General features: G+C 70.8%; 14 protein-coding genes and 3 pseudogenes. 9 read left to right on the top strand and 8 right to left on the bottom strand.

Going from position 1 to position 11,195, the window contains the following annotated elements; all coding sequences use genetic code 11:
- Positions 1-72: 72 nt before the first annotated feature.
- A complete protein-coding gene (locus JS521_RS28950; RefSeq protein WP_205085906.1) occupies positions 73-333 on the bottom strand; it encodes a hypothetical protein in 261 nt (86 codons plus the stop codon).
- Between the two features lie 133 nt (positions 334-466).
- Here JS521_RS28950 and JS521_RS28945 point away from each other — a divergent pair.
- Positions 467-1,365, top strand: a pseudogene (locus JS521_RS28945) (IS5 family transposase).
- Between the two features lie 33 nt (positions 1,366-1,398).
- Here JS521_RS28945 and JS521_RS28940 read toward each other — a convergent pair.
- The 3 genes and pseudogenes from JS521_RS28940 to JS521_RS28930 all read right to left on the bottom strand — a co-directional run.
- The gene (locus JS521_RS28940) at positions 1,399-2,172 is read right to left on the bottom strand and encodes an SDR family NAD(P)-dependent oxidoreductase (protein WP_098024526.1); all 774 of its coding nucleotides are present in this window, start codon (positions 2,170-2,172) and stop codon (positions 1,399-1,401) included.
- A 118-nt stretch (positions 2,173-2,290) separates the two neighbouring features.
- Positions 2,291-3,424, bottom strand: a complete 1,134-nt coding sequence (locus tag JS521_RS28935; RefSeq protein ID WP_205085905.1) for an alpha/beta hydrolase — start codon at positions 3,422-3,424, stop codon at positions 2,291-2,293.
- A gap of 250 nt (positions 3,425-3,674) precedes the next feature.
- Positions 3,675-3,881, bottom strand: a pseudogene (locus JS521_RS28930) (TetR/AcrR family transcriptional regulator); the annotation flags it as partial.
- Here JS521_RS28930 and JS521_RS28925 point away from each other — a divergent pair.
- The 3 genes and pseudogenes from JS521_RS28925 to JS521_RS28915 all read left to right on the top strand — a co-directional run.
- A pseudogene (locus JS521_RS28925) lies at positions 3,880-4,227 on the top strand (MDR/zinc-dependent alcohol dehydrogenase-like family protein); the annotation flags it as partial. The pseudogenes JS521_RS28930 and JS521_RS28925 overlap by 2 nt on opposite strands.
- Before the next feature lie 86 nt (positions 4,228-4,313).
- Positions 4,314-4,445 (top strand): hypothetical protein, encoded by a 132-nt coding sequence (locus JS521_RS37275; protein ID WP_275564231.1) that lies wholly within the window; start codon positions 4,314-4,316, stop codon positions 4,443-4,445.
- 239 nt (positions 4,446-4,684) lie between these two features.
- Complete coding sequence (locus tag JS521_RS28915; RefSeq protein WP_205085904.1) at positions 4,685-5,257, top strand: peptidoglycan-binding domain-containing protein; 573 nt, start codon at positions 4,685-4,687, stop codon at positions 5,255-5,257.
- 898 nt (positions 5,258-6,155) lie between these two features.
- On the opposite strand, the gene JS521_RS28910 is transcribed toward JS521_RS28915, so the two are convergent.
- Together JS521_RS28910 and JS521_RS28905 are read right to left on the bottom strand one after the other, a co-directional pair.
- Positions 6,156-6,365 carry a DUF397 domain-containing protein gene (locus tag JS521_RS28910; protein ID WP_205085903.1) on the bottom strand — a complete coding sequence of 70 codons (210 nt, stop codon included), beginning with the start codon at positions 6,363-6,365 and terminating at the stop codon, positions 6,156-6,158.
- Entirely contained in the window at positions 6,362-7,189 is an 828-nt protein-coding gene (locus JS521_RS28905) for a helix-turn-helix domain-containing protein (RefSeq protein ID WP_205085902.1), read from the bottom strand. Before JS521_RS28905 ends, JS521_RS28910 begins: the two co-directional genes overlap by 4 nt.
- Positions 7,190-7,296: 107 nt before the next feature.
- Between JS521_RS28905 and JS521_RS28900 the strand changes: the two genes are divergently transcribed.
- Genes JS521_RS28900 through JS521_RS28885 form a run of 4 tightly spaced genes read left to right on the top strand, consistent with a single transcriptional unit; the run spans position 7,297 to position 8,580 of the window.
- On the top strand, positions 7,297-7,557 hold the full coding sequence (locus JS521_RS28900) for a hypothetical protein (protein WP_205085901.1): 261 nt from the start codon (positions 7,297-7,299) through the stop codon (positions 7,555-7,557).
- A complete protein-coding gene (locus JS521_RS28895; RefSeq protein WP_205085900.1) occupies positions 7,554-7,766 on the top strand; it encodes a hypothetical protein in 213 nt (70 codons plus the stop codon). Before JS521_RS28900 ends, JS521_RS28895 begins: the two co-directional genes overlap by 4 nt.
- Complete coding sequence (locus JS521_RS28890; protein ID WP_205085899.1) at positions 7,763-8,146, top strand: hypothetical protein; 384 nt, start codon at positions 7,763-7,765, stop codon at positions 8,144-8,146. Before JS521_RS28895 ends, JS521_RS28890 begins: the two co-directional genes overlap by 4 nt.
- 32 nt (positions 8,147-8,178) lie before the next feature.
- Positions 8,179-8,580 carry a hypothetical protein gene (locus tag JS521_RS28885; protein WP_205085907.1) on the top strand — a complete coding sequence of 134 codons (402 nt, stop codon included), beginning with the start codon at positions 8,179-8,181 and terminating at the stop codon, positions 8,578-8,580.
- A gap of 33 nt (positions 8,581-8,613) precedes the next feature.
- Here the strand turns inward: JS521_RS28885 and JS521_RS28880 are convergent, their stop codons facing one another.
- Together JS521_RS28880 and JS521_RS28875 are read right to left on the bottom strand one after the other, a co-directional pair.
- A complete protein-coding gene (locus JS521_RS28880; RefSeq protein ID WP_205085898.1) occupies positions 8,614-8,850 on the bottom strand; it encodes a hypothetical protein in 237 nt (78 codons plus the stop codon).
- Between the two features lie 4 nt (positions 8,851-8,854).
- Positions 8,855-9,697 (bottom strand): helix-turn-helix transcriptional regulator, encoded by an 843-nt coding sequence (locus JS521_RS28875; protein WP_205085897.1) that lies wholly within the window; start codon positions 9,695-9,697, stop codon positions 8,855-8,857.
- Between the two features lie 345 nt (positions 9,698-10,042).
- Between JS521_RS28875 and JS521_RS28870 the strand changes: the two genes are divergently transcribed.
- Positions 10,043-10,984: an SDR family oxidoreductase gene (locus JS521_RS28870; RefSeq protein ID WP_205085896.1), complete on the top strand. Its 942-nt coding sequence runs from the start codon at positions 10,043-10,045 to the stop codon at positions 10,982-10,984.
- Positions 10,985-11,195: the final 211 nt, after the last annotated feature.

The following is an 11,195-nucleotide window of genomic DNA, read 5'->3' as shown; positions in this document are numbered from 1 at the left end:
GCCCCCCTCCGGTCACACCGGCCGAACCCGTCATTGCTCCGCCCCCCTCCACCAAGATCAGTAACACGGGCCTCAGGTCTGCTGGGGGTGACCGCCGTCGCCCTCGACCACCAGCCGGTCCGTGCCGGGTTCCTCCGCTCCCTCGACCACCGTCACATCGGGCTTGCCGTCACCGGTGGTGTCGAACTGGTAGAGGTCCGCTCTGCCGTCACCGGTGGTGTCCGTCATCCACACATCGGGCTTGCCGTCACCGTTGGTGTCGGCGCTGAGGAGGACGTTGTGCTCGTCCCCCTGGGTCGGGGCCGCTTCTTCGTCGTGCGTGTTGGTGTCCATGGCGGCCGGTTGCCCCCGGGACACGGTCCAAAACCGTGAAGGCTCACGGTGCCGGCGGTGTTCCGGGGCGCCGGGGAGTCCAGCGGTGTCGCCGACCTGTCCAGACCCGCACGTCTAGGGGCGTGTCCTGTGAATGTTCCCGGCAGCGGTAGCGTGCCGGTCCGTGGCAGGACGTGATGACCTCACCGACGAGCAGTGGGACCTGATCGAGCCGCTCATGCCCTCCTCGGGCCGGGGCGGTCAGTGGAGAAACCACCGGCAGGTCATCGACGGCATCCTGTGGCAGCTGCGCACCGGCGCGCCCTGGCGCGACGTGCCCGAGCGGTACGGGCCCTGGAAGACCCTGCACGAACGCCTGCGCCGCTGGACCGCCGGTGGCACGTGGGACCGGATCCTGGAGCACGCGCAGACCCTCCAGGCCGACGCCGGGAGCATCGAGTGGGTCTTCTCGATCGACTCCAGCGTGGTGCGCGCCCACCAGCACTCGGCCGGGGCCCGCAAAAAGGGGCATCCCGGACGGCCTGGGTCGAGGACCTCGTCGAGCCCGACGAGGCGCTGGGCCGCTCGCGCGGCGGACTGAGTACGAAGATCCACCTGGCCACCGACGCCCGAGGCCTGCCCGTGGTTGTGCTGCTCACGTCCGGGTAGGCCGGGGACAACCCGCAGCTGCTGCGCCTGCTGGACCGGGTGCGGGTCAACACCTCAGGGCCGGGCAGGCCGCGCAAGCGCCCCGACTGCGTGCTGGCCGACCGGGCCTACTCCAGCCCCTCGACACGCAGGGCACTGCGGGCGCGGAGGATCAGGTTCGTCAGCCCGGAGAAAAAGGACCACGCCGCCCACCGGCTGCGCAAAGGCTCCCGCGGTGGGCGGGCCCCGGTCTTCGACAAGGTGGCCTACAAGGGGCGGAACGTGGTCGAGCGGTGCTTCAACAGGCTCAAGCAGTTCCGGGGCCTGGCCACCCGGTACGCGAAACGGGCCGCGTACTACCGGGCACTGGTCGTGATCGCCGCGATCGCGCTCTGGCTTCGTTGACCTGACCACAAGCGCGGCCTATCCCGCACCTGGTCATAGCCAGTGACCGCCAGCGACCTGGACGACCTGGCCGGTGATCCATCTCGCCTGGCGAGAGGCGAGGAAGACCACGGCGTCCGCGATGTCCTCAGGCGCCCCGACTCTTCCCAGAGGGATGCTCGGGGCGACCTGCCCGATCAGGTCGTCGTCCATCCAGCCGGTCTGGACAGGGCCAGGAGCGACCGCGTTGACACGGATCGTGGGCCCAAGGTCTTGCGCGGCCCCACGCGTGAGGGATTCCAGTGCCCCCTTCGAAGCCCCATAGGCGACCTGCCCGGGAAAGCCTCGTGCTGCGTCGGTCGAGATGTTGACTACCGACCTTGTGCCCTTCGGCGGCCCCTCGGGCACTCGGCGCGCGAACTCGGCCATGAGCATCGCCGGGGCTGTCAGGTTCACCCGCACGGTCCGTTCGAATCCGACGTGGTCCAGGAGCGGGAACTGATCGTCCTCCTCGGCGTGCCCGGCGTTGTTGATTAGTACGTCGACCGGGCCGAGTGTGTCTTCGACCTGCTTGAAAAGGTGCGTGGCGGCCCCCGGGTCGAGGAAGTCTGCCTCGACTGCTACCGCCTCTGGAAGTGAAGCCACGAACGCTTCTACCTCAGCCTTCGTAGCGCGAGCGTGCTCAAGCGGGGCAGACGGGCCAGCGGCTACGTAGTGCACCGCCACTCGTGCTCCTTGGGTCGCGAATGCGCGCGAGATCGCGGCACCGATGTTCATCGCGCCGCCCGTGACCAGCACGGTCTTACCCTCGAGCCCTGGATCGATCATGCGAACCACTCTAGGCAACCAGGCACCAGACCCGAGCACGAATTATCGCCCCTCTGGCCGCCCGGCCGAGCTTTCGTCGGGGCGGACCAGACGGTCATCGAGATTCACAGGACAAGCCCTAGGCCGGCTCCTTCCGGGTCGTCACCCACGCGGCGAAGTCCTCGATGCCATCGATGAGCGCCTCGAACCGGAAGGAATGGAAGAGGTCGAACGCATGGTGTGCGCCGGGCAGTTCGACGTAGACGACGGGCGAGGCGGAAACGGAGCGCAGAGCGCTGACGAGGGCCTTGGGGTTCTCGGTGTCCACCAGCTCGTCCAGGTCCCCGTGCGCGATGAGGAACGGGGGCGCGTCCGCCCGGACGAGGTTCACCGGTGAGGTCGCCGGGTCTCCGTCGAAGTACTCCGCGAGGAAGCCGTTGAGTACGACGGCGGCGGTCACCGAGGTGTCCGCCTCCTCGAACCCGGGCTGGTAGACCGGTTCTCCGGGGGTGAGTGCGGCCTGTGCCGCCATGTGCCCGCCTGCGGAGCTCCCGGCGACGAACACTCCCGCCGCGGGTGACGCTCCGTACTCGGCCGCGTGTCCACGCGCCCAGGCGATGACCTTCTTCGCGTCGATCAGATGGGCGGGGTGCGGGAAGTCCGGCCGCAGCCGGTAGTTGGCGCTGACGCAGACCCAGCCCTGACTGGCGAGGCGGTAGAGCAAGGGCAGCGACTGGGTGTTCTTCCGGCCCTGGTCGTAGTGGCCGCCGTGGAAGTGGATCAGCACGTGGCCGCCCTCGGGGCGCGAGCGGTGGTGGTAGACGTCGAGGAGGTTTCGGCGGCCTCCGTCCCCGTAACTGAGGTTGCCCACCCGCTTGACGTCACGGCGGCGGCGGAAGACGGGTCTGAGCAGGATGCGCGACCACGGCGGCCGGTGGCGGGTTCCCGCACCGGCGGCGAGCGATTCGTCCAGGGCGGTCCGCACCACGGACGCCGCCCGCATCCCGCGCAGGGCGACCACCACGAGACCGCCGGCCGCGACCGCGGCCACCCCGACGGCCACCCGGTCGGGGGCCGCGGCGATGTGGCCCTCCGAGAAGGCCAGCGCAGTCGACGCCACCAGCGCGTAGAGAGCGACGTGGGGGATCTCGTTGAAGACCAGCCCGAGCCGGTAACTGACGAAGAAGAGCGGCTGCGGGCTGCGTATACGAACCAGGCAGAACACCACGATCAGCACGGCCAGCACCACAGTTACCAGATAGCCCACAGCCACCAGAGCACCCCGTTCGACACTCGACCCGACAAAACCCGACTGTCGTACCACGGTTGGGGGGAATGGAGACAGGGAAAAGCACGGAACTCGCCTGCCTGTCAGACCTCCTTGACCGGTCCGGCGGGAACGAGAACGAACCGGATGCCGCCGGGGCAGGGCGCGGGCGGCCCTCAGCCGGGCGGATCGCCTGGAGGGGCCGGGCCGGACGGTGGTGCACCGGTCGGGGCTCCACCGGGGCGCTGTACTGCCGTCAGCCGGGATCCGCCGCCGCCCAGGCCGCCTCGATCATGCGGAAGACCTCGTCCACCGCCGCCTCCGGCTCGTCGGCCTCGCGGGCCAGCGCGTACGCGTCGATGACGAAACGGGCGATCGTCCGGCAGGCGATCGACGTCCCGGGTACGCCCAGGTCGGCGGCGACAGCCTGGGCCAGCGACTCCGCGTGACGCAGCCGCATCGTGGTGGAGACCGCGCTGCGCGTCATCCGCGAGGTCGGCGTCCGTCCCGGAGAGACGTTGCTGGTCAGCGGTGCGTCCGGCGGAGTCGGTTCGGCGGTGCTGCAGATCGCCCGTGACCGGGGCATCCGGGCCATCGGCACGGCGGGGGCCGCCAACCAGGACTACCTGCGCGGCCTGGGCGCGCTCGCCACGACGTACGGCGACGGGTGGGCCGAGCGCGTGCGACGGCTGGGCCGGGTCGACGCGGCGCTCGACCTGGCGGGCTCGGGCGTGATCCCCGAACTGGTCGAGCTGACCGGTGACCCGGCGAAGGTCGTCTCCATCGCGGACCTCACCGCACCGCGGTTCCAGCCGAGCTCTCCGCCCAGGTGGGCCAGGAGCGTGCGCGTGGCGTCCGGCCCCCAGCCCCGGCCGCGGGAGTCCGGTTGCAGCGCGTGACGGTCGACCCCGTACGCGAGAACGTACGGGCCGTACGCGCCTGGGAGAAGGCCGGCTTCCGCCAGGTGCGGAGCGAAGGCGCGGGGCTCCTCTTGGAGTTCACCTTCCCCGGGGCCAGCCGGGACTGACCGCCGCACCGGACCTGCCCATGCGCCACTCCGGGGGACGGCACCCTGCACACCGCCCACCGCACCCCCGCGAAGCCCCGTCCCGAATCAGGCCACTTACCCCCTTCCTCCGCTCCTCCGCTCCCCACCCACTTCGCTTCCTCCGCTTTTGCGCTGGAACGCAACAGTGTCGATGCCGCCGCGGGCGGCACGTTAGCGTCGCTCCGCCAGCACGTGACCCGTTTCATCGAGGGGGAACCATGAGATTCCGGCTGACCCGATCCCGCTTGGCCGTCGCCGCCGTGACCACCGCCGTCGCCGGCGCTCTGGCGTTCGGCACCGCACCGGCATCCGCCAGCATTTCGAGCGGATACGTCTCAGGAGGCGGCACCTTCACGAACGACTGGGGCGACGAGGGCGTGATCTCGCAGTCGAGCCACGCCAAGTCCAACGCCACCTGCCTGTGGCAGCAGATCCTCTGGGCGGAAGGCGCCAAGGAGCAGGACGGCACCGCCTACGACGCCGCGGACATCGACGGCCACTTCGGGGCGAACACCACCCACGCGACGAAGAACCTGCAGGACCGCTGGCCCCTGAAGGACGTGGACGGCAAGGTCGGCAACGCGACCTGGGGCTACGCCGACGGCAAGCTGAGCTTCTACGACTACGCCCACGAGTACGCCTTCGGGGGCCAGATTCTGCGCTACTCGGGCTCGGCGCGCAGCTTATACCTGGTCCGGGCCGCCAACGGGAACTACGTGTTCTGGGAGGGGTCGACGAACGACAACGGCAAGTACCGGTTCGCCTCGTACAAGAGCCGGAACTGCAGCTGACAGCGAGCGGGCGCCGGAAGGCTCCCCGGCCGAGGCCGGCACCACGCCGCGCGAACGGCCCCGGGGGCCGCTGATCCGGGGCATCACGGGCCCGCCACGGCTGTCGGTGGTCCCGCGCGAAAGCTCACCAGCGCAGGAAGACGGCGACGACCGCGCAGACCGCGGCGGCCACAACAACAGCTCCGCACCCGGGTCCGCAGTCAGGCTCCGGGTCGTCTCGCCGCCGGGCGTCGTCGTCTTTCTCCTCGTGCGCCGGACCTTGTTGATCTCGGCCGCCGCCTTGGGCGACGTGCCGAACGCCCGGTCCAGCAGCGATCCTGCGAACCCGACCACGAGGTACCCCTCCTCGTCCGATCGCGGGCGGGGTTCCCTGGGCACGATCACCAGACTTCCCCCGGGATTGACCTCGGCCTTCTTCACCGCGCCGTAGGGCAGTTCGTACGTCATGACGGGATTGACCACGAGGAGGCTCGTCCCCATGAGATGGACCCTGCTGCGCGTGACGCGCAAAGCGAGAGAGCCCACCCCCAGGCACATCGCCGCACCGAACATGGCTCCGGCGTCCTCCCCCGACAGCGCCGCCCACGCGGGGAAGACCGCCCCGCCCGTGAAAAGGAGGACAGCCAGCACCGAGAGCACCCGGAAGGAGCGACGTCGCAGTACCCGACCGCCGGTCGCCCATCGATACCCCATACGGTCGTCTCCCCCTCCCGGCGGGCACATGTGCGTCCCGGCCCGTCCAGGGACCACCGCCGCACCCACTGAGCCCAGACGGTACACACCGGCCGGGGGCGAACCTCGGGCAGATACCGCCCGTCTCGGTGCGTTTGACCCAACGGACGCACAGCAGGATGCCCCACTGTGCGCGGCACGGCGGGGCATCCTGCTGCTCGGTTCCTCAGACGGTGTCGAATGTTCCGCCCTGAACGCCCGCGACGAACGCCGCGAACGCGGTGACGGGGACCTCGACCACGGGCCCGCCCACGACCTTCGAGTCACGGACCGGGACGATGCCGCGCGTGGCGGCGAGGTTCGCGGCGACCTCGATGCAGTTGCCGCCGTTGTTGCTGTACGAGGACTTGAACCATCGGGGGGATTCGGTCGTCACAGGGTGCCCTTTCGCAACTGGCTGATCTTGGCCACCGACGCCGTCTGCGACAGCGACGCGCCCTGAAGTTGATGGTAGGCCGTCAGTATGGGCAGGACGAACGAGCTTTCCCGGTCGAGGTGCCCCTGAGTCTGCGACTCGGCGTAGCAGATCACGGACCGGTCCGGCAGCGTCAGAATATTGACCGGCAGGTCGAACGTCCGCTGTTCACCGATCTCGTACGGAGCCACCTGGAGCAGGGTGTTGGGCAGCTCGGCGAACTCCACCAGCTGGTCCAGCTGGGCGTTCATGACAGCGGAACCTCCGACCGGACGCCGAATACAGCTTTCGTCCATGGTCACGAAGAGCATGGGCGGATTCGGCCGCACCAAAGCCGCTTGGCGCTCCGCCAGGAAGGACACGCGTTCGTCGGCCTGCTCCGGTGTGATCGCTCCCCGCCGTACAGCACTGTCGGCCAGGACCCGCGCGTACTCCGGCGTCTGCAACAGTCCAGGAATGATCCCGACTTCGTAGAGCCTGATCTCCACCGCCCGGCCCTCGTAGCGCGCGTACTCCGGGAAGCCCTCCAGCAGGGTCAGGTCCTTCATCGCCTGGACCAAGCGGCTGAACTTGTCTCCGGTCCCCAGGGCCCTGTCAACACTTCTCGCGAAGCGTGGAGTTGGAGAGCGCCGACCAGTTTCCACGGCCGAAATATGCGTCCCCGAGCACCCCATGCGGCCGGCTAACTCATCCTGCGTCCAGCCACGCGCGTCTCTGGCCTGCCTCAACTGCAAGCCGAAGGAAACGTCCGGATCCTCGGGGTCGAGCTGCTTGCGATTCACCATGCCGAAGCCCTAACTCTCTGAGCAAAACTCGCAGGTTGAAGACAGGGCCGACCCTAGGTCACGCTGAATCGCCCCGGTAGCCGAACGGCTACGGAGAGGAGCGATCGATGTACGGCGAGAACTTATGCCCGAATAACCAGGAACCCCCCGGCCTCCCCGCCCTCGGAACCCTCATGGTCGACACCAGCCGCGCCGACCGCGTGGGCGAATTCCGAGGGGTCGCCGGCCCCTACTGGTCGCTCCGGCCCGTAGGGGGCGGCGCGGAGTGGGAGGCCGAGCCTCGCCACGTACGCGCCGCACTCCTCATAGAGCAACTCCGCGCCCGTACCGCACGACTCAACGCCCGTAGCCGGGGTGAGGTCCTGTGAATCCGCACCCGCACTCGCATCCGCACCCCCTCGACGAACTCGTCCGCATCGAGTCCGATCCCGCCTACCGGGCCCTGTTCTGCGCCGAGTTGGACGCAGCCATCGTCGACCGCTTCGCCAACCGCGCCGCCGTCGTGGCCGAGGTCCAGGCGGCGGCCGACCGGCTGCGGGACCTGGTCCGGCACGGCGAACCCGGGCGGTCCGCGTGAGGCGCGTGACGGGGTACGCCGCCGAGGTCACCGTCTCGGACGGGCAGCGGTTCGCCACTCTCGGCGGGGTCGTCGTACGGAACCGGCGGCTCGTCCTCCTCTGGCTCCGGCGGCAGGCGCTGCGCCTGGCCAACGGTCACGGGCTGCCCCTCGCGCCCGAGCCCGTACGGCTGTCCACCGGTGACGACGTACGGCCGGTTCGCTTCCACGGCTCGGGCGCACCCGAGGAGTTGCGGCGCTGGGCCACCCACGGGCCGCACCAGGAGCACGCGATACGGGCCCTGGAGGCCGGGTTCCCCGCATCGTTCACCGTTCTCGATCCCGTCGTCGGGCTGAGTCTGACGCTCGCCGGGTGGCGTGGCCGCCCCGCCGACCGCTAGTAGTCCCCTGCCACGAAACGGAGTTGAACGTCGTGCTCCAGTGCACCGCCGTCACGTTGCTGCCACCCGATGCCGTGCTGCGGCTCACCGCCCCTGGGGCGGATGGCCCCGATGATCCCGATCCGTACGTCCTCTGCGAACTCGGCACGCACGACGACGACCGGCACACCGAACACGCCGCCTATCTCCGGCCGGGCAGGACGCCCGACTCACCGGCCCTGTGGTTCTTCTGGACCGGCAGCGGGCCCGAGCGCACCCACCGGGCCGAGTCCGCGCCCTGGTGCCCCGCCGTCCTCCGCCGGCTCGACTCCGGCCTCGTACGGCGGTGTGCGCTCTTCGACCACCACACCGCGTCCCACTCCTGGGACGTGACCGACCCGCTCGGCGACCTGATCGCGGAGCGCCTCGTCCCAGGCGACTCTCCCGAAGGGTGACCCGTAACCGTGAACCAGTGCACCGCCGTCGCGTTACTGCCGCCCCCGGAGCACGTGCTCGCCCTGTCGGTCCCCGGCCGCCACCGCCCGGAGGCCGGACACGTCCTCTGTGAACTTGCTGCGCAGTCGTTCGATCTCGGCGAGCACATGGTCCGCATACGGACGTACCTGCGTCCGCAGCGTCTCGCTCCATCTCGCCTCCCCGACTAGGTCGGAGTGCGGGACGGCGGCGAGCCGCGCTGACCGGCGCGGGTGGCGCGTTCCGCCCACGGGCTCATCGCAGCGACTGTGTCCCGATGACCGACAGCAGCCGCAACCGCTCGTAGCTCTCGCTGCCCGGCGGGGCCGTGTACACGAGCAGGCTGTGCGACTGGTCCGGGTCCAGCAGCCGCTGGCAGTTCAGCTCCAGTACGCCGACCTCGGGGTGGACGAAGCGTTTGACCTCGTCCGGGCGGATGCCGATCTCGTGCTCGTCCCAGAGCCGCCGGAACTCCTCGCTCCCCTCGCGCAGCAGCTCGGCGCAGTGCGCGGCCCGGGAGCCGGTCCCCCGCAGGGTGGCCAGCTCCCGCAGGCCGGAGGCGAACATCCGGGAGAGGAAGGCGTGGTCCTCGGAGACGTACTGCGCCCGGGTGGCGGGGTCGGTGAACCACCGGTAGCCGATGCTGCGCTCGAGGCCGGTGTACCGGGTCGTGTCGCCGGTCAGGGCGACGCCGAGCGGAGTCTGCCGCAGTGTCTCCCCGAGCTCCGTGACGATCTCGGCGGGGGTGTCGTCCAGCCGGTCCAGGATGCGGAGAAGGCCGGGGCTGATGTGCTCGCCCGTCGTGCCCCGGGCGGGCGGGGTGTGGCCCGAGAGCCGGAAGAGGTGGTCGCGTTCGTCCAGCGAGAGGTGGAGGCCCTGCGCGATCGAGGCGATCATCTGCTCGGACGGCTGCGGGCCGCGCTCCCGCTCCAGCCGGGCGTAGTAGTCGGTCGACATGTGGCAGAGCACGGCGACCTCCTCGCGGCGCAGTCCGCTCGTCCTGCGACGCTGCCCGCGCGGGAGGCCCACGTCCTCCGGTTGCAGCTGCTCCCTGCGGCGCCGCAGGAACGCGGCTAGGCCGGGTCGGTCGATCTCCATGTCTCCTCCGCCTCCCTTCGCGGCTCCGGTCGCGGCTCCGGTCGGTTCGTGAGCCGCTCGGGCCCCTCGGCGTCCGGTGGGCCCCTGCTCTCTTTGTAGCGCCCGCAGCCGCCCGCAGCCACGGATCGTCGATCCCCCCATAAGGCCCCCGCTAGGTCCCCGGCCGGTCCCCGTGTCCCCGTACGGCGGCGCTCGCCCGGCCGCGCACCGCACCGGGCCATAGCCTCGTCTCGCGGATCGGTGGATCGGCAGGCCCTGGATAGGCCGGGGCACCGGCGTCACCGTGGAGGAAACCCCACCTCACCGGCCCGACAGCAGGGGCCCGACCTCACAGGAGTGATCCCCATGGCACGCCGGCCCATCGACATCCCCGTCCCCGGCCTCTCGGGCAAGCGCGCCGTCGTCACCGGAGGGAGCGACGGCATCGGCCTCGGGATCGCGACACGGCTCGCAGCCGCCGGAGCCGAGGTGGTGCTGCCGGTGCGCAACCCGCGCAAGGGCGAGGCCGCCATGGCCGAGATCCGGCGGCAGACACCCGGCGCACAGGTGTCGCTGCGTTCGCTCGACCTGTCCTCGCTGGACTCCGTCGCCGCCCTCGGTGCCACCCTCCTCGATGAGGACCGGCCCATCCACCTCCTGGTCAACAACGCCGGGGTGATGACCCCGCCCAACCGGCAGACGACCGCCGACGGCTTCGAGCTGCAGTTCGGCACCAACCACCTCGGGCACGTCGCCCTGGTCCTCCGGCTGCTGCCCCTCCTGCGGGCCGGGCAGGCCCGGGTGACCTCGCAGATCAGCGTCTCCGCCAACCGCAACTCCATCAACTGGGACGACCTGAACTGGGAGCGGTCCTACGACGGCATGCACGCCTACAGCCAGTCGAAGATCGCCTTCGGGCTCTTCGGGCTGGAACTGGACCGCCGCAGCAAGGCCGGGGGCTGGGGCATCACGAGCAACCTCTCCCACCCGGGTGTCGCCCCGACGAGCCTGCTGGCCGCCCGGCCGGAGATGGGCCGCGCCAAGGACACCGTGGGTGTGCGGCTGATCCGTTTCCTCTCCGCCCGGGGCATCGTGGTCGGCACCGTGGAGAGCGCGAAGTTCCCCGCGCTGTACGCGGCGACCTCGCCGGACGCCCGGGGCGGCGCCCTCTACGGGCCGAGCGGTCCCGGCAACATGGGCGGCCCGCCCGCCGAGCAGGAGATGTACAGCCGGCTGACCGACCCCGAGGAGGCCCGGCGGGTGTGGCGGGTCTCGGAGGAGCTGGCCGGGGTGGCGCTCCCGAGCTAGGGTCTGCCGGCCCTGCGTTCGGTCCCGCTCCGACATCGGCCGGTTTTGGCCGTCCGGTCAGGACGCCGTGGGCCACGTCGGCGGGACCACACGGGGGTGGGGGGGGGGGGGGGGGGGGGGGGGGGGGGGGGGGGGGGGGGGGGGGGGGGGGGGCGGGGCGGGGGGGGGGGGGGGGGGGGCCCCGGGGGGGGGGGGGCGCGGCGGGGGGGGG

The sequence above is a fragment of the Streptomyces durocortorensis genome, from assembly GCF_016901035.1.
GTDB lineage: Bacteria > Actinomycetota > Actinomycetes > Streptomycetales > Streptomycetaceae > Streptomyces > Streptomyces durocortorensis.
This window is presented reverse-complemented; position numbering and strand designations above follow the sequence as displayed.

Excerpts from the sequence above, each read along its gene's own strand:
- JS521_RS28940 (WP_098024526.1), bottom strand. The coding sequence starts at position 2,172 with ATGATCGATCCAGGGCTCGAGGGTAAGACCGTGCTGGTCACGGGCGGC.
- JS521_RS28900 (WP_205085901.1), top strand. The coding sequence starts at position 7,297 with ATGTACGGCGAGAACTTATGCCCGAATAACCAGGAACCCCCCGGCCTC.
- JS521_RS28950 (WP_205085906.1), bottom strand. The coding sequence starts at position 333 with ATGGACACCAACACGCACGACGAAGAAGCGGCCCCGACCCAGGGGGAC.
- JS521_RS28915 (WP_205085904.1), top strand. The coding sequence starts at position 4,685 with ATGAGATTCCGGCTGACCCGATCCCGCTTGGCCGTCGCCGCCGTGACC.
- JS521_RS28875 (WP_205085897.1), bottom strand. The coding sequence starts at position 9,697 with ATGGAGATCGACCGACCCGGCCTAGCCGCGTTCCTGCGGCGCCGCAGG.
- JS521_RS28905 (WP_205085902.1), bottom strand. The coding sequence starts at position 7,189 with ATGGTGAATCGCAAGCAGCTCGACCCCGAGGATCCGGACGTTTCCTTC.
- JS521_RS28870 (WP_205085896.1), top strand. The coding sequence starts at position 10,043 with ATGGCACGCCGGCCCATCGACATCCCCGTCCCCGGCCTCTCGGGCAAG.